The 20,957-nt window shown below is 63.7% G+C and carries 17 protein-coding genes and 7 tRNA genes; 2 read left to right on the top strand and 22 right to left on the bottom strand.

Annotation, left to right across the window (positions count from 1 at the left end):
* Positions 1-235 precede the first annotated feature (235 nt).
* From C84B14_RS14090 to C84B14_RS14025, 14 genes are all read right to left on the bottom strand, one after another.
* Positions 236-2,116 (bottom strand): SurA N-terminal domain-containing protein, encoded by a 1,881-nt coding sequence (locus tag C84B14_RS14090; RefSeq protein ID WP_348766269.1) that lies wholly within the window; start codon positions 2,114-2,116, stop codon positions 236-238.
* A gap of 220 nt (positions 2,117-2,336) precedes the next feature.
* Positions 2,337-2,413: transfer RNA gene (locus C84B14_RS14085), tRNA-Asp, on the bottom strand.
* A gap of 135 nt (positions 2,414-2,548) precedes the next feature.
* Positions 2,549-2,625: transfer RNA gene (locus C84B14_RS14080), tRNA-Asp, on the bottom strand.
* Positions 2,626-2,637: 12 nt separating this feature from the next.
* A tRNA-Val gene (locus C84B14_RS14075) sits at positions 2,638-2,713 on the bottom strand.
* A gap of 43 nt (positions 2,714-2,756) precedes the next feature.
* On the bottom strand, positions 2,757-3,029 hold the full coding sequence (gene hbs, locus C84B14_RS14070; protein WP_006915476.1) for a non-specific DNA-binding protein Hbs: 273 nt from the start codon (positions 3,027-3,029) through the stop codon (positions 2,757-2,759).
* 218 nt (positions 3,030-3,247) lie between these two features.
* The gene (gene lon, locus C84B14_RS14065) at positions 3,248-5,635 is read right to left on the bottom strand and encodes an endopeptidase La (RefSeq protein ID WP_348766268.1); all 2,388 of its coding nucleotides are present in this window, start codon (positions 5,633-5,635) and stop codon (positions 3,248-3,250) included.
* Between the two features lie 148 nt (positions 5,636-5,783).
* A complete protein-coding gene (clpX, locus tag C84B14_RS14060; RefSeq protein ID WP_293624002.1) occupies positions 5,784-7,061 on the bottom strand; it encodes an ATP-dependent Clp protease ATP-binding subunit ClpX in 1,278 nt (425 codons plus the stop codon).
* Positions 7,062-7,158: 97 nt separating this feature from the next.
* The gene (clpP, locus tag C84B14_RS14055; RefSeq protein ID WP_353225015.1) at positions 7,159-7,791 is read right to left on the bottom strand and encodes an ATP-dependent Clp endopeptidase proteolytic subunit ClpP; all 633 of its coding nucleotides are present in this window, start codon (positions 7,789-7,791) and stop codon (positions 7,159-7,161) included.
* Positions 7,792-7,861: 70 nt separating this feature from the next.
* A complete protein-coding gene (gene tig / locus C84B14_RS14050) occupies positions 7,862-9,187 on the bottom strand; it encodes a trigger factor (RefSeq protein WP_353225008.1) in 1,326 nt (441 codons plus the stop codon).
* A 121-nt stretch (positions 9,188-9,308) separates the two neighbouring features.
* On the bottom strand, positions 9,309-10,304 hold the full coding sequence (locus C84B14_RS14045) for an aldo/keto reductase (RefSeq protein WP_353225006.1): 996 nt from the start codon (positions 10,302-10,304) through the stop codon (positions 9,309-9,311).
* 175 nt (positions 10,305-10,479) lie between these two features.
* Positions 10,480-10,554: transfer RNA gene (locus C84B14_RS14040), tRNA-Lys, on the bottom strand.
* A 100-nt stretch (positions 10,555-10,654) separates the two neighbouring features.
* Positions 10,655-10,730, bottom strand: a tRNA-His gene (locus C84B14_RS14035).
* A 472-nt stretch (positions 10,731-11,202) separates the two neighbouring features.
* Positions 11,203-11,278, bottom strand: a tRNA-Arg gene (locus tag C84B14_RS14030).
* 41 nt (positions 11,279-11,319) lie between these two features.
* Positions 11,320-11,396: transfer RNA gene (locus tag C84B14_RS14025), tRNA-Pro, on the bottom strand.
* Positions 11,397-11,811: 415 nt separating this feature from the next.
* Here C84B14_RS14025 and folD point away from each other — a divergent pair.
* Positions 11,812-12,681 (top strand): bifunctional methylenetetrahydrofolate dehydrogenase/methenyltetrahydrofolate cyclohydrolase FolD, encoded by an 870-nt coding sequence (gene folD / locus C84B14_RS14020; protein WP_348766865.1) that lies wholly within the window; start codon positions 11,812-11,814, stop codon positions 12,679-12,681.
* Positions 12,682-12,688: 7 nt separating this feature from the next.
* Here folD and cysS read toward each other — a convergent pair whose 3' ends face one another.
* Positions 12,689-14,077 (bottom strand): cysteine--tRNA ligase, encoded by a 1,389-nt coding sequence (gene cysS, locus C84B14_RS14015; protein WP_353225004.1) that lies wholly within the window; start codon positions 14,075-14,077, stop codon positions 12,689-12,691.
* Positions 14,078-14,180: 103 nt separating this feature from the next.
* On the opposite strand from cysS, the gene C84B14_RS14010 reads away from it, so the two are divergent.
* On the top strand, positions 14,181-15,431 hold the full coding sequence (locus C84B14_RS14010) for an ankyrin repeat domain-containing protein (RefSeq protein WP_353225002.1): 1,251 nt from the start codon (positions 14,181-14,183) through the stop codon (positions 15,429-15,431).
* Between the two features lie 29 nt (positions 15,432-15,460).
* Here C84B14_RS14010 and thiL read toward each other — a convergent pair whose 3' ends face one another.
* From thiL to nrdR, 7 genes are all read right to left on the bottom strand, one after another.
* Entirely contained in the window at positions 15,461-16,408 is a 948-nt protein-coding gene (gene thiL / locus C84B14_RS14005; RefSeq protein ID WP_353225000.1) for a thiamine-phosphate kinase, read from the bottom strand.
* 8 nt (positions 16,409-16,416) lie between these two features.
* A complete protein-coding gene (gene nusB, locus C84B14_RS14000; RefSeq protein WP_502949912.1) occupies positions 16,417-16,932 on the bottom strand; it encodes a transcription antitermination factor NusB in 516 nt (171 codons plus the stop codon).
* A 20-nt stretch (positions 16,933-16,952) separates the two neighbouring features.
* On the bottom strand, positions 16,953-17,423 hold the full coding sequence (gene ribH, locus C84B14_RS13995) for a 6,7-dimethyl-8-ribityllumazine synthase (RefSeq protein WP_353224998.1): 471 nt from the start codon (positions 17,421-17,423) through the stop codon (positions 16,953-16,955).
* Positions 17,424-17,473: 50 nt separating this feature from the next.
* Positions 17,474-18,601 carry a bifunctional 3,4-dihydroxy-2-butanone-4-phosphate synthase/GTP cyclohydrolase II gene (gene ribBA / locus C84B14_RS13990; RefSeq protein ID WP_353224996.1) on the bottom strand — a complete coding sequence of 376 codons (1,128 nt, stop codon included), beginning with the start codon at positions 18,599-18,601 and terminating at the stop codon, positions 17,474-17,476.
* A gap of 115 nt (positions 18,602-18,716) precedes the next feature.
* Positions 18,717-19,310, bottom strand: a complete 594-nt coding sequence (locus tag C84B14_RS13985) for a riboflavin synthase (RefSeq protein WP_348766859.1) — start codon at positions 19,308-19,310, stop codon at positions 18,717-18,719.
* A 2-nt stretch (positions 19,311-19,312) separates the two neighbouring features.
* The gene (ribD, locus tag C84B14_RS13980) at positions 19,313-20,440 is read right to left on the bottom strand and encodes a bifunctional diaminohydroxyphosphoribosylaminopyrimidine deaminase/5-amino-6-(5-phosphoribosylamino)uracil reductase RibD (RefSeq protein ID WP_353224994.1); all 1,128 of its coding nucleotides are present in this window, start codon (positions 20,438-20,440) and stop codon (positions 19,313-19,315) included.
* A complete protein-coding gene (gene nrdR / locus C84B14_RS13975; protein ID WP_293627349.1) occupies positions 20,437-20,955 on the bottom strand; it encodes a transcriptional regulator NrdR in 519 nt (172 codons plus the stop codon). The genes ribD and nrdR overlap by 4 nt, the downstream gene beginning before the upstream one ends.
* Positions 20,956-20,957: the final 2 nt, after the last annotated feature.

Genomic DNA, 20,957 nt, shown 5'->3' with positions numbered 1-20,957 from the left:
GGTAATGTGCGATGAACCTTTTTTTTGCCCGTCGTGCAAGACGGGCCGCCTGGCACGGCCACGATTCCCCATCCAGGCGCCATATCGCCGTCGGCCTTTCGCCAGCGCGTGCCAACGCAGACCCTGCCAACCACGCGCGCTGAAACCCGGACATAAAAAAGACCGCAGCGCTGGATACGCTGCGGCCTTGTCGCATTCGCCGCCTCAAACTAGCACAGCGATCAGGCGACTCGGATCAGTTGATACGATCCTCGTTCACCTCGATATCGGTCTGCGCGCGCAGGTACTGGCCCAGCACCGCGTATTCGAGACCGGCGATGTACTCGCGCTGCTGACTGGCAAAGCGTTCGCGCGGGGTACCCGCCTCGTTCGCGGGCGCCTCCCTTACAGCATCCACCGCCACCAGCGCGACGCGACCGTCACGGGTCGCGGTCACCCGGTAGCCGGGGCTGTCTTCGCTGGGCTGCGGGATGTTGAAGGCCGCCTCCAGAATGCGCGGGTCGATATCGCGGTTCGAACGCTGTACGAAGCCCTTCTGCTCGAATGTGGCACCGCTTTCCTGTGCCAGCGCAGACAGCGCCGTACCCGACTTCACCTTGTCCAGAGCTGCGTTGGCGGCGTCCTGGGCCTTCTGGCTCGCCTGCCGGGCAATCACGCGATCACGAATATCATTCTTGACTTCATCCAGCGGCCGACGCTTGGCCGCTTCATGTTCGGCTACACGTACCACCACCTGACGCTCGGCACCGAGCTGAATAGGCGTGCTGTTGAGCTTGTCCTTGAGCACCGCGTCGGTGAACGCCGCCTTGCGAACCGCGTCGTACTGGCCGATACCCGGCCCTTCATCGCGTGTGATCCATTCGGTCGTCTGAATCTCCAGGCCCAGCTCGTTGGCCAGCGTATCGAGATCGTTGGGCGCTTCATAGGCAAGCGATTCAAGCCGGCTACGCTTGTCAGCGAACGCCTGCTGCGCCTGCTGCGTGCTCGCCATCGCCTTGAGCCGAGACTGGACTTCGGGATCGTCGAAAGCCGGCTCGCTGGCCGCCGTAACGTTCGCCAGATGCACGAGATACCAAGCCTGCGCACCCTTGACCGGCGTGGACGTCTGACCGGGCTCCAAGTCGAACAGCGCCTCGGCTACGGCCTGCGGCAAATCAGCGCGGGCGGCGTTGTCGATGGCTTCATAATCGCTGTCCTCACCGGCATCGGCACGGGTTTCAAGATCGTCGGACCCGCTCGCCAGCGCCTGAATCTTATCGCGTGCTGCGTCGGCGTCGTCGCCGATGGGCACCCGTACAAAACCGCCGCTGCGGCGCTCGGGCTGGCCGAACTGCTGCTTGTTGTCTTCGAACAGGGTACGCAGCGTCTGTTCGTCCGGCTCCCCGGCGTCGGCGGTGGCATTACTGCGATCAAGCGACACGTAGCGCAGCTTGACCCGCTCCGGGCGTTTGAAGGCGTCCGGATGTTCGTCGTAATAACTCTGAATCTGGGCATCGTCCACGTCGATGCTGTCGCGATAACTCGCGGGATCGAACGCCAGATAGCGCAACTGCCGCTGCTGGTTGGCCAGTCGATAAGACTGGTCTACTTCGGCAGGCGCCGCGAACGCGCTCTGCGTGATTTCGCCGCGCAGCTGCTGGCTGACCAGGTCCTGGCGCAGGCTGGCTTCATACTGGGCGGGCGCAATGCCTGCCTGGGCCAACAGCGCGCGATAGCGCTGGTTGGAAAACTCGCCGTTCTGCTGGAACTGCGGATTGCCGCGGATCGCGCCGAGCAACGCCCGATCGGTGACGCGATAGCCCGCCTGCTGGGCGTACTGGTCCATCACCTCGCGGTTGATCAGACCGTCCAGCACCGTCTGGCGCAGCCGCTGCGGGTCGAGAATGCTGGGATCGAAGTTGTCGCCCATCATCTGGCGCAGCCGCTGGTAACGCTGCTGATACGCGTTCTCCAGCTGATTACGGGTGATATCCGTACCGCCCACATTGGCAACGACGGGATCCGCCGAAGGGGTGAAGTATGAACCGATCCCCCACACACCGAAAACCAGCGTGATGACGGCAACGACGACATAGGCCAAGGGGCCGCTGGCGTTGTCGCGGATTCTCTGCAGCATTGATCGCGCTCCGGCGGATGGAATATTTCAAACGCAGCACCAAGCCCTGCCCTGTGCGCGCTTTATGCGAAGCCGCCATTGTGCCGCATACGCGACGCCCATGGGAGGCCCGACCTGCAACATCGGCCGCGAATCGCTGGCCAAGAACGACACGCATAAAAAAAGGCCCTCCGGAGAGGGCCTTCATTCTGTCCAGGCCAACGCGCACGTCGACAAAGACTGGCGGAGCGGACGGGACTCGAACCCGCGACCTCCGGCGTGACAGGCCGGCATTCTAACCAGCTGAACTACCGCTCCTGACCTATGGCTGGCCGGCTACCGATGCGATGCACCGCCAAACCTGCCCCAGCACTCATACAACAAAGAACAAAAAAGACCCTCGAAACGAGAGGGTCTTTTAGTGTCCTGGCCGACGCGTACGTCGACACGGATTGGCGGAGCGGACGGGACTCGAACCCGCGACCTCCGGCGTGACAGGCCGGCATTCTAACCAGCTGAACTACCGCTCCGAAACTTTATCGTGGTGGGTGCTGACGGATTCGAACCGCCGACATTCGCCGTGTAAAGGCGACGCTCTACCAACTGAGCTAAGCACCCTCTCCGGCGTGTTCGGTGTAACCGTTCACCCAGCGAAGGGGCGCTAGTTTACAGCGTCTTTCAACGCTTTACCAGCCTTAAAGCCGGGCGTTTTGCCGGCCGGGATCGTGATCGACTGACCGGTCTTGGGGTTGCGGCCCTGACGAGCGGCGCGCTCGCGCACAGAGAACACACCAAAGCCGACCAGCGACACCTTATCGCCTTTTTTCAGGGCGTCGGTCACGGCGTCGATCATGGCGTCCACGGCACGCGAGGCGTCGGCCTTGGACAGATCAGCGTCATCGGCGACCGCGTCGACTAGTTCGGTTTTGTTCATAGCAAGTATCCCCTGAGGAATGAAACGAAAATTCTATGTAGTGCCGACCGAGTCGGCACCTTGGCATACGCCCGATCGCGAACGCGTCGCCAACCTTGCGTACTCACGGCGGCGTTTTCAACGCCGGACCGCGAGCAATAAGCCGCTTTTATACCAAGCGGCTGTTTGTACCGTCAACAAAGGCTTAGCCCTGATCACGGGATGCTGTCACGAGACCACTAATGCGCCCGCAGGCCGGCCGGATCGCTCTTGCCCGGCGCATCCGCGGCAGCGGCATCGTCGGCAAGCGGCTGGGGCTGACGCGTGAGCGCAATTTCGAGCACCTCGTCGATCTTGCGAACCGGTCGCACATCGAGTCGATTCTTGATGTTCGCCGGTATCTCCGCGAGATCCTTAGTGTTTTCGTGCGGGATAATAACAATTTTAATCCCGCCACGGTGGGCTGCCAGCAGTTTTTCCTTGAGCCCGCCAATGGGCAGCACGTCGCCACGCAGCGTGATTTCACCGGTCATCGCCACATCGGCACGCACCGGAATCTGGGTCAACGCCGAGATCATCGACGTGCACATCCCGATGCCCGCACTGGGCCCATCCTTGGGTGTTGCGCCCTCGGGCACGTGGACGTGCAGGTCGGATTTCTGCATGAAATCGCGCTCAATGCCCAGCGTCGCCGCGCGCGAGCGAATGACGGTGAGCGCCGCCTGAATCGATTCCTGCATGACGTCGCCGAGCGAGCCGGTATGCAACGGCTTGCCCTTGCCGGGCACCGCCGCGGACTCGATCGACAGCAGCTCGCCGCCGACTTCCGTCCACGCCAGACCCGTGACCTGGCCCACGCCGTCGGTTTCCTCCGCACGGCCGTAGCGGAACTTGGGCACGCCAAGATACTTGTCGAGGTTGCGCTTGGAGACCTGGACCGAACCGTCCTTCTCGGCGCTGATCAACTCCTTGACCACCTTGCGACAGATCTTGCTGATATCCCGCTCGAGATTTCGTACCCCGGCTTCGCGCGTGTAGCGACGGATGACGTCGGTGAGCGCGTTGTCGGAAATAGCCAGCTCTTCGTCCTTCAGGCCGTTCTCCTTCATGGCCTTGGGCACGAGGTAGCGCTCGGCGATATTGACTTTCTCGTCTTCGGTATAGCCCGACAGCCGGATGACTTCCATGCGATCGAGCAACGCCGGCGGGATGTTGAGCGTGTTGGCCGTGCACACGAACATCACCTGCGACAGGTCGTAGTCGACTTCGAGGTAATGGTCACCGAAGCTGTTGTTCTGTTCCGGATCCAGCACCTCCAGCAGCGCCGAGGCCGGGTCGCCGCGGAAGTCCTGGGCCATCTTGTCGACTTCGTCGAGCAGGAACAGCGGATTGCGCACGCCGACCTTGGCCATGTTCTGGATGATCTTGCCCGGCAGCGAGCCGATATAGGTGCGCCGATGGCCGCGGATTTCGGCCTCGTCGCGCACGCCGCCCAGACTCATGCGCACGAACTCGCGGTTCGTCGCCTTGGCGATCGAACGGCCCAGCGACGTCTTGCCTACGCCCGGCGGGCCGACCAGGCACAGGATCGGGCCCTTGATCTTCTTCACGCGGCTCTGCACCGCGAGGTTTTCGATGATGCGCTCTTTCACCCGCTCCAGGCCGTAGTGGTCGGCGTCGAGCGTTTCCTGCGCGGTCTTGAGATCGATCTTGGTCTTCGAGCGCTTCTTCCACGGCACATCGACCAGCCAGTCAAGATAGTTGCGCACCACCGTGGCTTCCGCCGACATCGGCGACATGCTCTTGAGCTTGTTGAACTCGGTGGTGGCCTTTTTCTTGACCTCCTTGGGCATGCCGACCTTCTCGATCTTCTCTTCGAGTTCGTCGAGATCGTTCGGCGCGTCGTCGATTTCACCCAGCTCTTTCTGGATGGCCTTCATCTGCTCGTTGAGATAGTACTCGCGCTGGCTGCGCTCCATCTGCTGCTTCACGCGGCCGCGGATCTTCTTTTCGATCTGCAGCACCTCGATCTCGGCGTCGGTCTTGGCGACGATGTGTTCGAGGCGTTCCTGCGCGTCCGCGATCTCGAGCACGTCCTGGCGTTCTTCGAGCTTGAGGTTGAGATGGGCAGCGATGGTGTCGGCCAGGCGGCCGATCGAATCCATGCTCGACAGCGAAGGCAGCAGCTCGGCCGGCACCTTCTTGTTGAGCTTTACATAGGACTCGAACGTGGAAATGGCCGAGCGCATGAGCGCATCGGCTTCCGCGCTGTCGTCGGCGGCGTCGTCGATCACGTCCCAGCTGGCCACCAGACTGCCGTCGGCTTCGTGCAGGTTGTGCAGGCGCGCGCGGTCTGCGCCCTCGACGAGCACCTTGACCGTGCCGTCCGGCAGCTTGAGCAGCTGCAGGATCGAGGCCAGCGTGCCCACTTCATAGATATCGTCGGCGCCCGGATCGTCGATATCCGCCGAGCGCTGGGCGACCAGAAGAATCTTCTTGTCTTCCGCCATCGCCGCTTCCAGCGCAGTGATGGACTTTTCGCGGCCGACAAACAGCGGGATCGCCATATGAGGAAAGACGACGACGTCCCGTAGTGGCAGAACAGGTACCAGGGTGTTGTCCGTCATTGGACCCTCGCTTAAAAAGCGGCCGGCATGGTGCCGGCCACTGTGTATTTAACTATCTAGAATGCGGCTGGCTGCGCCGTTTTCAATCAGCGCGTGGGCGGACAGCCGCATTGCGCGGGACGGCGCCTTGCACGCCGTCCCTGCCGCTTCAGGCGCCCGCCCGGGTCGCATCCGCGTTTTCATAGACGATATACGGCTGGGCATCGCCCTTGACCACCGCCTCGTCGACCACGACCTTGGAGACGTTCTCCATGGCCGGCAGCTCGTACATGACGTCGAGCAGGATCGATTCGAGAATCGTGCGCAGGCCACGGGCGCCGGTCTTGCGTTCCATCGCACGATGGGCGATCGCCCGCAGGGCATCATCGCGCAGTTCCAGCTCGCAGTCTTCCATTTCGAAGAGCTTGGCATACTGCTTGGTGAGCGCGTTCTTGGGCTCGCGCAGAATCGAGATGAGCGCGGTTTCGTCGAGTTCCTCGAGCGTGGCGATCACCGGCAGACGGCCGACGAACTCCGGGATGAGCCCGTACTTGACCAGATCCTCGGGCTCCACCGTCGCCAGCATGTCGCCGAGCGAGCGCTGGTCGTCCTGACCCTTGACCTCGGCCGAGAAGCCGATGCCGGAACGGCCCTTGCGGGTCTGGATGGTCTTGTCCAGACCGGCGAACGCGCCGCCCACGATGAACAGGATGCCGCCCGTATCCACCTGCAGGAACTCCTGCTGCGGATGCTTGCGCCCGCCCTGCGGCGGCACCGATGCGGTCGTACCCTCGATGAGCTTGAGCAGCGCCTGCTGGACACCCTCGCCCGACACGTCACGGGTAATCGACGGGTTTTCCGACTTGCGCGAGATCTTGTCGATTTCGTCGATATAGACGATGCCTCGCTGGGCTTTTTCCACGTCGTAATCGCACTTCTGCAGCAGCTTCTGGATGATGTTTTCCACGTCCTCGCCGACATAGCCGGCTTCGGTGAGCGTGGTCGCATCCGCGATCGCGAACGGCACATCCAGCAGCCGGGCCAGAGTCTCGGCCAACAGCGTCTTGCCGCAGCCGGTCGGCCCGATCATGAGAATATTGGACTTCTGCAGTTCCACTTCGCCTTCGCCGGTTTCGGCATTGAGGCGCTTGTAGTGGTTGTACACGGCCACGGCGAGAATCTTCTTGGCCGACTCCTGACCAATGACGTAATCGTCGAGCACATGCTTGATTTCCTGCGGGCTCGGCAGACCTTTCTTGGACGGCTTGCTCGCCAGTTCCTCGCGCATGATGTCGTTGCACAGATCCACGCACTCGTCGCAGATGAATACCGACGGACCAGCGATCAGCTTGCGAACCTCGTGCTCGCTCTTGCCACAGAACGAGCAATAGAGGGTGCGGCCGGAGTTGGAATTCGAACCGCCGTTGCTGTTGGAGTCTTCCGCCATGTTCTAGGACCTCTTCAGTCTGGGCCTGCCATACACCCTGTATGGCATACCGGATAAACGCTTGTCACGGCTTTGCTGCCGTGGGCGAACAAAGCGCTTACTTGTTCTTATCGGCCGTCTCGCTCGAAAGTGCTGCCCGCGAACTCAACACGCCATCGATCACGCCGTATTCCTTTGCCGATTCCGCGCTCATGAAAAAGTCGCGCTCGGTGTCGTGCTTGATCTTGTCCAGCGGCTGACCGGTGTGATGCGCGAGCACTTCATTGAGCCGTTCACGCGCATGCAGGATTTCCCGGGCGTGGATTTCGATATCCGTGGCCTGACCCTGGAAGCCGCCCAGCGGCTGATGGATCATCACTCGCGAGTTCGGCAACGCATGGCGCTTGCCGTGGGCGCCGCCCGCCAGCAATACCGCGCCCATGCTTGCAGCCTGACCCAGGCACATGGTGGCGACATCGGGCTTGATGAACTGCATCGTGTCGTAGATCGACATACCGGCCGTAATCACGCCGCCCGGCGAGTTGATGTAGAGCTGGATGTCCTTGTCCGGATTGTCGGACTCGAGGAACAGCAGCTGGGCGACGATGAGGTTGGCCATATGGTCGTCGACCGGGCCCACACAGAAGATCACGCGCTCCTTGAGCAGACGCGAATAGATGTCGAACGAGCGCTCGCCGCGGGCGGTCTGCTCGATGACCATCGGGATGAGCCCCAGGTTCTGGGGCTGCATGTTGTCGTTAGGTTCTGACATAGACTTTGGCTTTCCTTGCCGCGTCAGCAGCGTCGAGGCGCAGCCTCGATCAACCGTTCTGACGCTGTGCGTTGAGTAGTTCGTCGAGCTCGGTCTCTTTCTCGGTCACGGTCGCGCCTTCAAGCAGCGTATCGACCACCTGCTCTTCCATGACCATGGCCTGCAGGCCCTGCATCAGCTGCGGGTTCTGCTGGTAGTAGGCCTTGACCTGTTCGGCCTGATCACCATACCCCGAAGCGACTTCGTCCATCTTCTGGCTGACCCGGTCCTGGTCGAGTTCGAGCTCCTTTTCGGAGATGATCTCGGCGATCAGCAGGCCCAGGGCGACGCGACGTTCGGCGTTTTCGCGCAGCACTTCGTCGGGCAGCAGCTTCTTGGCCTGCTCTTCGTCACCCTGCATTTCGCGGGGCATGCGCTGCAGTGCTTCCTTGCGCATGCGATCGATTTCCTGAGCCACCATGGACTCGGGCACTTCGATCGGGTTGGCCGCATGCACGCCGTCCATGATCTGCGTCTTCACGCTGGTATCCACCGCGTGCTTGGCTTCCTGTTCCAGCGATTCGCGCACTTTGTCTTTCAGTGCGTCAATACCGCCTTCCTCGATGCCCATCTGCTTGAGGAATTCGTCGTCGATCTCGGGCAGCTTGGCTTCCTTGACGGCCTTGACGGTGACATCGAAAGTCGCGGTCTTGCCGGCCAGGTCCTTGGCGCCATAGTCCTCCGGGAAGGCCACGTCGACATCGAAGTTTTCATCGGCCTTGCGACCGACCAGCGCACGCTCCAGATCCGGCAGGAACTGCTGCTCGCCGATATTGACTTCGATATCGTTGCCGGTGCCACCTTCGAAGGCTTCGCCGTCGATACGACCGACATAGTCCACTACGACCTGATCGCCGTCCTGGGATTCACGCTCGACCGCCTCGTAGGCCTTGTTCTGCTCACGAATGCGTTCGATGGTCTTGTCGATGTCGGCGTCGGTGACTTCCACCACCGGCTTTTCGACGGTCAGGCCGTCCAGGCCGGTGAGCTCGATTTCCGGATAGACGTCGAAGCTGGCCGTGAACTCGAGCGGGCCGTCTTCGTTGACTTCGCCCAGCTCGATCTGCGGCTGGCCGGCCGGCTTGAGTTCTGCCTTCTCGATCGCTTCGGGATAGACGCTCTGGATCAGCTCGCCGGCCGCTTCCTGACGCGCCTGGGCTCCGTAGCGCTGGTAGAGCACCTTCAGCGGCACCTTGCCCGGCCGAAAGCCCGGGATCTTGGCGTGCTGACCAACGCGCTTGACCTTGGCGTCCACCGCTTCGCTGACCCGCTCGGCCGGGATCTGAACCTTGAGGCGACGGGCCAGCCCACCGGGATTCTCAACAGAAACGTCCATTAACTACCTCTATCCAATCGTCTGGTATGTACAGGGCCGCCGGATTGCGGCCGCTGCTGCGAATGTTGACCCACGAGTATATCAAGGCTGGCCAGCCCGCTCGTGAAACTGCAAATATCCGTTATGTCTCTCGTGCCGGCGGCGCCATGAATTCCGGCCCCACCGGATCGACCACATGCCGATCCACGATCGTCTCGATCTGGGTGCGAGCCGCCTCGTCCAGCTGCCAGCCCCAGATATTGTCGACCGCCTCGAGCTGTTCGGGCGTGCGTGCGCCCCACAGTGCGACGCTGTTCGGATACTGATCGAGCACCCAGCGAATAGCCAGATCGAGTACATGCTTGCCGTAGTTATCCTGGGCAAACTGTTCAAGTTCGTTGACCGCCGCAAGATACTGGTCGAAGCGCGGCTGCTGGAACTTGGGATCGTTGTTGCGCAGATCGTCGCCGGGAAACTCTCGATCGGCATGCATCCGGCCGGAGAGCAGGCCGCGGCAAAGCGCGCCGTAAGCCAACAGCCGGGTGTCGTGCTCGCGGGCCCAGGGCAGAACGTCCTCGTCGATCTGGCGTTCGAACAGGTTATAAGGGTTTTGCACCACATCGATCGTGGTCACTTCGCTGAAGGCGTCGAGCTGCTCGGGCGTGAAGTTGGATACCCCCACCGCGCGAATCTTGCCCTGCTCACGTAACGTGGCCATCGCGCTCGCCGTTTCGTACATGTCGACGTTCGGATCCGGCCAGTGGATCTGGAGCAGATCGATATAGTCGGTGTTCAGGCGCCGTAGCGAGTCGTCGGCTTCCTTGAGAATACGGTTCTTGGTGGCGTTGCGCGCGACCCGCTCCTTGGCATCCCATTCGAGCGCGCATTTGGTGGCCAGCACGACCTGGTCGCGCAAACCGCCCTGCTTGACCGCCTTGCCGACGATCTCCTCGGAACGGCCGAAGCCGTAGACCGGCGCCGTGTCGATGAGGGTAATACCGTGGTCGGGCGCGCTCTGGATGGTCCGGATGGATTCGGCTTCATCCGTGCCACCCCACATCCAGCCACCGATAGCCCAGGTGCCCAGACCGATACGTGATGCGACAACGCCGTTGCCGTTCAGATCGAGTGTTTCCATGGCCGCAACTCTTAGTCCTTTCGGATGTACAGCAATGGAAATGGGTGCGCTGGGCCGGCATTCAACAGCGCCAGGGGCTCGAGATCTACGCGAAAGACGAAATCAAGAAGCTTGGCCACGGCTCGATGCGCGCAGCGCCGCCAAAGCGGGGACTAGCGAGGCTTGCGCAAGGAATTGGTGGGCCGTGAAAGATTCGAACTTTCAACCAATTGATTAAGAGTCAACTGCTCTACCGTTGAGCTAACGGCCCATCCGTGATCCGGCGCTGCCGGAACTTTTGGCGATCGGGCGATCGCCGGACGCCATCATAAGCGTCGATTCTGCCTTCGCCAACCTGCCCGTGGCAGGGATGGGGTGGACGATGGGACTCGAACCCACGACGACCGGAATCACAATCCGGGGCTCTACCAACTGAGCTACGCCCACCATCGAAAGCATCCTGCGTGATCCGTGACGATCAAGGATCGCCGACGGCGCAGGCGGCGTATTCTAGTCATGTTCGTGGCGCGATGCTACCCCCTGCATGCGCAATCGCGGTATTTATCCGCGACCGGCCCGGATCTGCCGCGTCGGGCGGGCGGTTGCGGCGACCGGTCCAGGCAACCACCGGGCATTACCGGCTCGCACATCCGTGGAACCCACATCGTTCACGGGTCGCTGGTTCGAACTCTAGTTGGATAGGCCATTGCCAGAGCACGCCTGCGGCGCACTCTGGCAATGGCGCGCCCGGCTGGATTACTCGCGGCTGCGCCGCTCGCCCTTCGGGCCAGTGCGGCTGACGCCGCCCTGTTCGGATGCGCTACGCGCATCCGTCGAACCATGATCATTTATTTGTCGCTGGTTCGAATTCTAGTTGGATAGGCCATTGCCAGAGCACGCCTGCGGCGCACTCTGGCAATGGCGCGCCCGGCTGGATTCGAACCAGCGACCGACGGCTTAGAAGGCCGTTGCTCTATCCCCTGAGCTACGGGCGCGAAAAATGGTGGGTCGCTCTTGCGTGGCGACGGACAGTGAGTGGTCGGGGCAGCAGGATTTGAACCTGCGACCACCTGCTCCCAAAGCAGGTGCGCTACCAGACTGCGCTATACCCCGGTTTCTCTTCCTCACTCAACTGCAACGACGGGCATTCTGCCATGTTCGGGCACCTGCTCTGCGAGCAGTCTGTTACTAGGCTCAGCTGCGCTTCGCCAAGGAACCCGGCCTCGAAACATGCGTTCCTCGGCGTTTGTCGTATACGACAAACCCCAAAGCAGGTGCGCTACCAGACTGCGCTATACCCCGGTTTTCTTCCTCACTCAAAGCGGCGAGCCATTCTGGCCGCAGCTGCTTCACCTCAGTGCGAAGTCGAGCGACCGACACGCAAACATATCGGCTGGCGGCGGATTCTATCTGGTCGCCGCCCGGCATGCGAGCATCACCTGCAGACGGCTGGATTCGCCCTGCCAAATTGTGGCCCTTCGCGGAGCGTGCGAAAATCCGCGCACTTTTCCCAACCGCCTTGATGCCCATGGCCGCCCGCCTTATCGACGGCAAGCAGATCGCCCAGGATTTTCGTCATGCCGTACGCGATGCGGTCGACACACGCCTGGCGCGCGGACAGCGCGCGCCCGGGCTCGCCGTTATTCTTGTCGGTAGCGATCCGGCGTCCAAGATCTATGTGGGCAAGAAGATCGAGGCCTGCCAGCAGGCCGGGCTCGTGTCCCAGGCGGTCTATCCCGAAGCCGATATCTCGCAGGCCGAGCTGCTTGAGCTGATCGACCGCTTCAACGCCGACGATGAGATCGACGGCGTGCTCGTACAGCTGCCCCTGCCGGCGCATATCGATGCGACGAAGGTCATCGAGCGCGTGCGCCCCGACAAGGACGTCGACGGCTTTCATCCGTATAACGTGGGCCGGCTGGCACAGCGCGTGCCACAGCTGCGCGCCTGCACTCCGCTGGGCATCGTGCGCCTGCTGGAATCAATCGACGAACCCTTTCGCGGCCGCCAGGCCGTGGTCGTGGGCGCCTCCAATATCGTCGGCCGGCCGATGGCGCTGGAATTCTTGCTCAAGGGCGCGACCACTACCGTTTGCCACCGATTTACCCGCGATCTCGAATACGAAGTCGGTCAGGCCGAAATCCTGGTGGTCGGCGTCGGCAAACCGGGCCTGATCAAGGGCGAATGGATCCGCGAAGGGGCCACCGTGATCGACGTCGGCATGAACCGGCTCGATTCCGGCAAGCTCGTGGGCGACGTCGAGTTCGACACCGCCGCCGAGCGCGCGGCATGGATCACGCCGGTGCCCGGCGGCGTCGGGCCGATGACCGTAGCCATGCTCATGAGCAACACCCTGCGCGCGGCCGAGCTGCGCGAACAGGCAGAACGGGCCGACTAGGCCGCGCTCAGCTGCGCCGCCAGAGCGTACCGTCGGGGCCGTCTTCCAATACGATGCCCTGGGCGGTGAGTTCGTCGCGAATCGCATCGGCGCGGGCGAAATTCTTTTCGGCCCGCGCTTCGCGGCGCGCCTGGAGCATGGCCTCGATGGTGTCCGCGCTCAGATCGCCCTCGCCGGCCTGGCCCTGCAGGAACGCCTGGGGCGACTGTTCCAACAGGCCGATTCGCCCGGCCAGCGTGCGCAGCCGGGCGGCGATCGCGGCAGCGGTTTCTCGTTCCTCCTGTTTGAGTCGTTGGCAATCGCGCGCCATTTCGAACAGCACGGCAATCGCGGCCGGCGTATTCAGGTCATCGGCCATGGCGTCGGTAAAGCGTGCTTCAAAGGCATCCGCGATATCGCTTTGCCCATCGCCGGGTTCAACGTCGCGCAGGGCCGTATAAAGCCGCGACAGCGCGCTGGTGGCGGCATCCATGGCATCCGCGTTGTAGGCCAGCGGGCTGCGATAGTGCGTCGACAGCACGAAATAACGCACGGTTTCCGCGTCGTAATGGGCCAGCACGTCGCGAATGGTCAGGAAGTTGCCGAGCGACTTCGACATCTTCTCGTCGTCGACGGTTACGAAGCCGTTATGCATCCAGGTCGTGACATAGCGCTGGCCGGTCGCCGCCTCGCTCTGTGCGATCTCGTTTTCGTGGTGCGGGAACTGCAGGTCCAGCCCGCCGCCATGGATATCGAAACTCGCGCCCAGGCAATGGGTGGACATGGCCGAGCATTCGATATGCCAGCCCGGCCGGCCCGAGCCCCAGGGCGAATCCCAGCTCGGCTCTTCGGGCTTGGCTGCTTTCCAGAGTACGAAGTCGAGCGGATCGGTCTTGGCCTCGTTCACGGCAATCCGTTCGCCGGCGCGCAGATCGGCCAGACGCCGCCCGGACAGCGCGCCATAGCTGTCGAACGTGCTCACGTCGTAGTAGACGTCGCCGTTGTCGCCGGCATAGGCGGCGCCGTTGTCGATCAAACGCTCGATCATGGCAATGATCTGGTCGACATGGCCGGTCGCGGTCGGCTCGAGCGTGGGCGCCGTCAGGCCGAGCGCGGCCTCGTCTTCGCGCATGAAGCGGGTGAAGCGCTCTGCGATCGCCTCGGGCGTATCGCCGGTTTCATTCGCGCGCTTGATGATCTTGTCGTCGATATCGGTGACGTTGCGTACATAGGTCACCCGCCAGCCCAGCGCACGCAGATAACGCACGAACATATCGAACACGATCATCACGCGCGCATGCCCAAGATGGCAATAGTCGTAAGCGGTTACACCACAAACATAAAGCCGCACATGATCCGGCTCCAGAGTCTTGAGGGGCTGGCGTTGGCCGCTGAGGCTGTCGTGCAGTTCAATCATGGGGCGAAAACGTCGATAGGTGAGACGAACCGAGCGGCACAGTCTACCGGCTCGCACAAGCCATGCGCCCGTGGCGGTCTGCGTATGCACTAATATGGAAGCCATGAAAACGATATTGGCCATCGTCGTGTTGGCCGTCGCCGGAATACTCACAGCCCTCACGCTGGACCCGTATCGCGATGCGGCGTGCATGGTCGAGCGCGCAATCGATACGGTACGCGAGCAGCACGCCGGCTGGCATTGCCTGCATTACGCCGCGGCGCGCGACGACGCAGGCGCGCTTGTCACCGCGCTCGACGAGGGCCTGTCGGCAAACCTGCGCACGCCGGCCGGCCAGACCCCGCTCAACATCGCCGCCGAATATGGCAGCCTGACGGTTGTACGCGCGCTGCTCCAACGCGACGCCCAGCTTGAGGCGCGCGATGGGCGCAACGGCTTCACCGCCCTGCACTGGGCCGCCGAGGCCTACCACCCGGCGATCGCGCGGGCACTGATCGCGGCCGGCGCCCAGCCCAATGCCGCCAACAAGTGGGAGCAGACACCACTCTGGGTCGCCGCCTGGCAGCCGCAACAGGGCAATACCGAAATCGCCCATATTCTGGTCGCCGCCGGAGCCGACCCCACTCGACCCGACCACAAGCACAACACCCCGCTTATCATGGCAGCGCGCTCGGGCCACCAACCGATGATCCGCTACCTGCTCGACCTGGGCGCCGATATCGAGGCCCGTAACGATCAGGGACGCACCGCGCTATTCCAGGCCGTGATCGGCGCCCATGAAAACGCGGTGCGCCTGCTGCTGGCCCGTGGCGCGAACCCGGAGGCTGGCGCCGGCGGCATTGTGCCGCTGGCCTATGCGCTCAATCACGATCGGCGTGATATCGCGGCCCTGCTCGTTGGCAACGGCGCAAGCGGCTACAAACGCTATGCCGCCGATGCCGCCATGAAGCACGGGCGCCAGGCGCTGGCCGACGCGAACTTTGATCGCGCGATCGACCAGTTCAGTGCCGCCATCGCCCTGCAGGCCGACCGCGCCGAAGCCTACTACCGCCGGGGCGAGGCGTTTTCCGCCAAAGGCGAGCGCGCTCAGGCGGAACAGGACTACCGCCAGGCCACTGCCTTGAAACCCGCCCATGCCGCGGCACAGGAAGCACTTGCCCGGCTCTACGTCGACGACGGCAACTACGAGCGCGCAATTGGCGCGCTCCAGCCGCTGCTGGAAAATCAGCCCGACAATCCGCGCGCGTTGTTCCTTATGGCTGAAAGCCGCGATGGGCTCGGCGACGTTACGAAAGCCAATGGCTACTTCGAACGCGCCTGCACACTGGGTTTTCAACCGGCCTGCGGACGCTGAAACCGGCCCGCCAACCCCGTGCTGACCTGCTAGCTAAAATGATCCCAGCCGCGCTCGCCGTCGCGGCCCCACGCCTGTCCGTTATCGTCGAACGCACGCAGGCCGGGCTGTTGCTCGATCGTGCCAATCACGGTCAGCGGACAGTCGAGCGCAGCGCGGGCTGAGTCGAGCCGGTCCTCGGCGAGGGTGATGCACAGCTCGTAATCGTCGCCGCCGGACCATTGCAGGCGGCGCCGGCTTTCCGCATCGCAGGCACGTGTCAGCGCAGCGGATGCTGGCAAGGCATCGATAGCCAGCCGCGCGCCTATCCCGCTGGCCGCGAGAATATGGCCCAGATCGGCCGCCAGGCCGTCGGATAGGTCGATCGCCGCGTTCGCCAGCCCGCGCAGCGCCGCGCCCGGCCGCCATTGCGGCCGCGCCAGACGGTCGATACAGAAGCGCTGGTCGTCGCTGGCGCGATCGCGCATGGGCCAGCACTGCAGCCCGAAGGCCGCGTCGCCGAGCGTGCCGGTCACGGCAATCAAATCGCCTACACGGGCGGCGCTGCGTCGCAGCGCCCGGCCGGCCGGCAGACAGCCGATGGCGGTGATGGTGAGCGACAACTCGCCACGAGTGGTATCGCCGCCGACGATATCCACCGGGTGATCGCCGATCGCTGCGAGCGCGCCGTCGAGCAGCGCATCGCACCAGTCGGCCGACAGCTTGGGCGCCGAGAGTGCGATCGTGACCCAGGCCGGGTCCGCCCCCATGGCCGCGAGATCAGAGAGGTTGACCGCGAGGGCCTTGTAGCCGATATCGAAGGCTGGCGTCTCGAACGGGAAATGACGCCCGGCGATGAGCGTATCGGTGGTAATCGCCAGTTCCTGGCCGGCCGGGGGTGCGATCAGCGCCGCGTCGTCGCCAATGCCCAACCGCGTATCGGCCCGACCGCTGCCCAGGCGTTGTGCAAGCCGCTCGATGAGCGCGAATTCACGCACGGGGCACCTTACTTGCGGGCGCCGACCTCGTTGGCGCGCAGGGAGCGGGCAGTCGCATCGAGAACGCCGTTGATGAAACGGTGCCCGTCGGTGGCCCCGAAGGTCTTGGCGAGGTTGGTGGCTTCGTTGATGATCGCGGCAAACGGAATTTCGATACGGTCACGCAACTCGAAGGTGGCCAGCAGCAGAATCGCGTATTCCACCGGGTCCAGCTGTACCGCCGGCCGGCTCAAGTAAGGGTCGAAGGCGGCTTCGAGCGCACTCACGTCGTAGACGACGCCGCGCAGCAGCGTCTCGAAATATTCGCGATCGAGTTCGCGCAGCCGCCCGGCCTGGGCAAATTGCAGAATCAGCTCGCCCAGATCGGTGCCGCTCATGCGCCATTGGTAGATCGCCTGCACGGCGGCCATGCGCGCGCGGATACGGGCGCCGCCGGGGATACGCGCCGGTGTGGGGAGTTCGTCCTGCTCGGGGCGATCCTCTTCCTGCGATTCGTACTGGACCTGATCGTCGCTGATGATCACGTGGATATCTCTCGGCTCGCCTATTCCGCGATCATGCGCAGCAGCGAGGCCATTTCGACCACGGCGCTCGCGGCTTCTGCGCCCTTGTTGTGGTCTTCGTCCGGCTGGGCACGCGCATCCGCCTGCTCGGCGTTGTCGGCGGTGATCACACCAAAACCCACCGGCACGCCGTATTCGAGTGCGGTGGCCGACAGGCCCTTGGCACACTCGCCGGCGACGAAATCGAAATGCGGCGTCTCGCCGCGGATCACCGCGCCCAGCGCGATGATGCCGTCGTATTCATCGCGCTCGGCGAGGCGGTCGACCGCCAGCGGCAGCTCGAACGCGCCCGGGACCCGCACCAGCGTGATGTCGTTGTCATCCACGCCACAGTCGTTGAGCACGTCGAGCGCGCCGTCGACCAGACGGTCGACGATGTCGTCGTTCCAGCGGGTACACACGATGGCGAGACGCAAGCCGTCGCCGTCGAATTCTCCTTGAATGCTGCGCATGATGGCGGCCCTTTTGATTCCGATCGATATTATTGCACGACGACCGCGGCTTATTCCGCGTCGTCGTTGCCTTGAACGTATTCGACCACTTCCAGCCCGAAGCCGGAAATGCCCTGCAGGCGCATCGGTGCCGACAGCACGCGCATGCGGCGTACGCCGAGATCCGTGAGAATCTGCGCGCCCACGCCGTAAGTGCGCAGGATACGGCTTTCGTCGCCGACCCCGTCCGGGGCATGCGGCGGCACCTTGCCCTCGACGATACGGATACGCTCGATGAGCTCGCGCGCGGTTTCCGGCTTGCGCAGAACCACGACCACGCCACAGCCCTCTTCGGCCACGCGGGCCAGCGTATCCCGCAACGGCCAGCCAAAATCACCGTGGCGCACGCCGAGCATGTCGGCCAGGGTGTTGCGCACGTGCACACGCACCAGCGTCGGCGTTTCCGCGTCGATGGTGCCGCGCACCATGGCGAAATGCAGCACCTTGTCCACTTCGTCTTCGAAGGAGTACAGCGTGAACGGGCCGAACTCGGTATCCACCTGCGACTCGGTCACCCGCACCACGGTCCGCTCGTGTTCGATGCGATAACGGATCAGGTCGGCGATCGTGCCGAGCTTGATATCGTGCTCGGCCGCGAATGCTTCCAGGTCCGGCAACCGAGCCATGGTGCCGTCTTCGTTGAGGATTTCCACAATCACCGACGACGGCTCGAGGCCGGCAAGCCGGGCAAGATCGCAGCCCGCTTCCGTGTGCCCGGCGCGTGCCAGAGTGCCGCCGGGCTGCGACATCAGCGGAAAGATATGCCCCGGCTGGACCAGGTCCGAAGGCTGGGCATCGCGCTTGACCGCGGCACGAACGGTCTGGGCACGGTCGTGTGCCGAAATCCCGGTGGTCACGCCTTCGGCGGCCTCGATCGAGAGGGTGAAATTGGTCGACTGGGCTTCGTCGCTGGCGGCCACCATCAGCGGTAGATGCAGTTGCCGACAGCGCTCACGCGTGAGGGTCAAACAGATCAGCCCGCGGCCATAGCGGGCCATGAAGTTGATATCTTCGGGGCGCACGCATTCGGCAGCCATGATCAGGTCGCCCTCGTTTTCGCGGTTGGCATCGTCGAGCATGATGACCATGCGTCCATTGCGCATGTCGTCGACGACGTCTTCGATCGGGCTGATGGCCATACCGGGCTCCTTGCAAGGGCGTTACGCGAACGCGAGAACAGGCGCGGCCTCGCACGCCGCGGCGCAGTCTAGCACCGCAGGCAACGATTGCCGCGCGGGCTGGTGACGAAAGGCGCTAGCGGGTTTCGACCAGGCGCGCGAGATAACGCGCGATCACGTCGATTTCCAGATTGACGCGGTCGCCCACCGCGCGCTCGCCCAGGGTCGTGTGCGACATCGTATGCGGCACGATATTCACCCCGAAACGATCGCCCTCGACCTCGTTGACGGTCAGGCTGATGCCATCGACGCACACCGACCCCTTGGGCGCGAAAAAACGGCTGAGATGGGGCGGCACCGAAAACACCAGCCGCCAGGAGCGCGCATCCTGCTCACGCGCCTCCAGCACGCCGAAGCCGTCGACATGGCCGGACACCATATGCCCGCCCAGCGGTTCGCCCGCGCGCAGCGCACCCTCGAGATTCACCGCGCTGCCCACCTCGAGCGCGCCCAGCGTGGTCAGCGACAGGGTTTCTGTCGACACGTCGGCGGCAAACGTCGCGCCGTCGAGCGCAACCGCGGTCAGGCACACGCCATTCACCGCGATGCTGTCGCCGAGCGCTACCGTGCCCAGATCCGTTTGCGCGGCGTCGATCACGATGCGCGTATCGCCGCCCTGGGCCTCGAGGGCCGCGACCCGGCCAAGGCCCTTGATGATGCCAGTAAACATAATCAGTCCTTTGTCGCTGTGCTCGGCCGCGCGGTGATACGCCAGTCGCGCCCGAGCGGCTCGACGCTATCGATGACCAGATTGGGCGCATCCGCCAGCGTGGCAATGCCGGGCATGTGCAACAGCCCGCGCCCGCCGTCGCCCAGCAGCTTGGGCGCCATATAAATTACGTACTCGTCGACCAGCCCGGCATCCGCGAGCGCCCCGGCAAGCTGCGGGCCGGACTCGACCAGTACATCATTGATCTCGCGCTCGCCCAGATCGGCGAGCACCGCAGGCAAATCGAGTCCGTCTTTGTCCGAGCCGAGCGTTACAATCTCGGCACCGGCCTGTTCGAGCAGGTCAATGCGCTCGCGATCGGCGCAGGCGGTATAGACCAACACCCCGGAAGCCGTTTCAAAAAGCCGCGCGGACGGCGTGATTTGCAGGCGGGTATCCAGCACCGCCGGCAGCGGCTGTGGCCACTGCCCTTTCAGGCGCACGTTCAGGCCGGGATCGTCGGCCACGAGCGTACCGCGACCGACCATCACCACGCCGCTTTCCGCGCGCAGCCGATGCACGTCTTCACGGGCCACGTCGCCGGTAATCCACTGGCTCGTGCCGTCGGCGGCCGCGGTACGGCCGTCAAGGCTCATGGCCAGCTTCACGCGCACCCGCGGGCGGCTTTCGCGCATACGCATTTCGAAGCCGGGGTTGAGCGCACGACAGCGATCGGCCACGACGTCGGTGACGACCTCGATACCCGCCTCGCGCAGGCGTCCAATGCCGCGGCCGTTGACCTGCGGATTGGGGTCGGTCGCGCCCACCACCACGCGCTCCACTCCGGCTGCGATCAACGCGTCGACACAGGGCGCGGTGCGTCCGGTATGGCTGCAGGGTTCCAGCGTCACATAGGCCGTCGCCCCGCGGGCGTTGTCGCCGCGCCGCTCGACGTCGGCCAGCGCTGCCTTTTCGGCATGGTTTTCGCCGGCACGCTCGTGCCAGCCTTCGCCGATCACGGTTTCGCCGCGCACGATCACGCAGCCCACGCGCGGATTCGGCCGGGTCGTATACCAGCCGCGCCGGGCCAGCTCGATCGCCCGCTGCATGAAGAAGGCGTGCACGGCCTTGCGAACGCTCGTGGTACTCACGATCGCCCGCGTTCGCCGCCCGCGGCGCTATCGATCAACGACAGCTGGCCATCGCCACGACCCGGCGTGGCTTCGAGGCGTTCGATTTCTTCGCGAAATGCCTGAACATCCTCAAAGCGCCGGTAGACCGAGGCAAAGCGCACGAACGCGACCTGATCAAGCTCTCGCAGCTCTTCCATCACCCATTCGCCGAGCTGGCGCGATGCCACCTCGCGCTCGGCGTCGGTGCGCAGCCGCTGCAGAATATGGCTGATGGCGGTATCGATCGCCTCGGCCGCCACCGGTCGCTTGTAAAGCGCGCGGGTGATGCCCTGACGCAGCTTGGCCTCGTCGAACGGCTCGGGCGTACCGTCGTTCTTGACGATACGCGGCAACACGAGTTCTGCCGTTTCAAAGGTGGTGAAACGCGCGCCGCAGGCCGGGCATTCCCGGCGCCGACGCACCTGGCTGCCCTCGGCGGCCAGGCGCGAGTCGACCACGCGCGTTGCGCGTTCATCACAGAACGGACACTGCATCA

Origin of the sequence: Salinisphaera sp. C84B14 (assembly GCF_040361435.1) — a bacterium.
Lineage (GTDB): Bacteria > Pseudomonadota > Gammaproteobacteria > Nevskiales > Salinisphaeraceae > Salinisphaera.
Note: the sequence above shows the minus strand (reverse complement) of the source record. Positions and strands in the feature narration are given on the sequence as shown.

What these genes read in the sequence shown, in the direction of transcription:
- C84B14_RS14010 (WP_353225002.1), top strand. Translation starts at nt 14,181, where the DNA reads ATGAAAACGATATTGGCCATCGTCGTGTTGGCCGTCGCCGGAATACTC.
- C84B14_RS14045 (WP_353225006.1), bottom strand. Translation starts at nt 10,304, where the DNA reads ATGGAAACACTCGATCTGAACGGCAACGGCGTTGTCGCATCACGTATC.
- lon (WP_348766268.1), bottom strand. Translation starts at nt 5,635, where the DNA reads ATGACGGACAACACCCTGGTACCTGTTCTGCCACTACGGGACGTCGTC.
- ribBA (WP_353224996.1), bottom strand. Translation starts at nt 18,601, where the DNA reads ATGGCCATCAGCCCGATCGAAGACGTCGTCGACGACATGCGCAATGGA.
- nrdR (WP_293627349.1), bottom strand. Translation starts at nt 20,955, where the DNA reads ATGCAGTGTCCGTTCTGTGATGAACGCGCAACGCGCGTGGTCGACTCG.
- cysS (WP_353225004.1), bottom strand. Translation starts at nt 14,077, where the DNA reads ATGATTGAACTGCACGACAGCCTCAGCGGCCAACGCCAGCCCCTCAAG.
- tig (WP_353225008.1), bottom strand. Translation starts at nt 9,187, where the DNA reads ATGGACGTTTCTGTTGAGAATCCCGGTGGGCTGGCCCGTCGCCTCAAG.
- C84B14_RS14090 (WP_348766269.1), bottom strand. Translation starts at nt 2,116, where the DNA reads ATGCTGCAGAGAATCCGCGACAACGCCAGCGGCCCCTTGGCCTATGTC.
- folD (WP_348766865.1), top strand. Translation starts at nt 11,812, where the DNA reads ATGGCCGCCCGCCTTATCGACGGCAAGCAGATCGCCCAGGATTTTCGT.
- C84B14_RS13985 (WP_348766859.1), bottom strand. Translation starts at nt 19,310, where the DNA reads ATGTTTACTGGCATCATCAAGGGCCTTGGCCGGGTCGCGGCCCTCGAG.
- ribH (WP_353224998.1), bottom strand. Translation starts at nt 17,423, where the DNA reads ATGCGCAGCATTCAAGGAGAATTCGACGGCGACGGCTTGCGTCTCGCC.
- clpX (WP_293624002.1), bottom strand. Translation starts at nt 7,061, where the DNA reads ATGGCGGAAGACTCCAACAGCAACGGCGGTTCGAATTCCAACTCCGGC.
- clpP (WP_353225015.1), bottom strand. Translation starts at nt 7,791, where the DNA reads ATGCAGCCCCAGAACCTGGGGCTCATCCCGATGGTCATCGAGCAGACC.
- hbs (WP_006915476.1), bottom strand. Translation starts at nt 3,029, where the DNA reads ATGAACAAAACCGAACTAGTCGACGCGGTCGCCGATGACGCTGATCTG.